Origin of the sequence: Legionella bozemanae (genome assembly GCF_001648595.1) — a bacterium.
Classification (GTDB): domain Bacteria; phylum Pseudomonadota; class Gammaproteobacteria; order Legionellales; family Legionellaceae; genus Legionella; species Legionella bozemanae.
This window is the reverse complement of the sequence record NZ_LBAW01000117.1, coordinates 1-508: the sequence shown is the minus strand read 5'-3', so window position 1 is coordinate 508 and position 508 is coordinate 1. Positions and strand designations below refer to the sequence as shown.

Below are 508 nucleotides of genomic sequence, written 5' to 3'. Positions count from 1 at the left end.
GGGTCTATTCAGGAAACCCTCTTTACTTTTACAATAAAAACCCATTAAAGCGATCACTAACATGATTAAGATTAATAAATACACAATAAATTTTTTTTGATTTAAGCGGATTGGTTTCTCAATAAAAGAATAGGTTCCCCAGGCAAACATCATCGAGATTAAAATAATAATTAGCCCTGCTTTTATTCCTACATGTTCCCCTTTCAGAATGAATGTGAAAGAAAGAAGAGGCCAATGCCATAAATATAATGGGAAACTTATTAATCCAATCCAGATCAAAACACGACTGGATAAAATGGCTTTGTTAAACCACGCTTTAGGTCCAGCTAGAATAATCAACAAAGTTCCAAGATTAGGTAAGATTGCCCACCAACCTGGAAAAATTTTTGTTTTGTTAATAAATAAAAGGCTGATGCCGAGTAATATAAAACCCACTAGCGAGCTAACATTTTGCAAAATAGAGTGTTTCTCGTTTATATCAATCGCATTTTGCAATAGAGTTTTTCCT

At 33.3% G+C, this 508-nt stretch carries 1 protein-coding gene; it reads right to left on the bottom strand.

Annotation, left to right across the window (positions count from 1 at the left end; all coding sequences use genetic code 11):
- Positions 1 to 508 (bottom strand): acyltransferase family protein (locus A8O27_RS18960; RefSeq protein WP_162270519.1); only part of this gene is annotated, 508 nt, incomplete at both ends.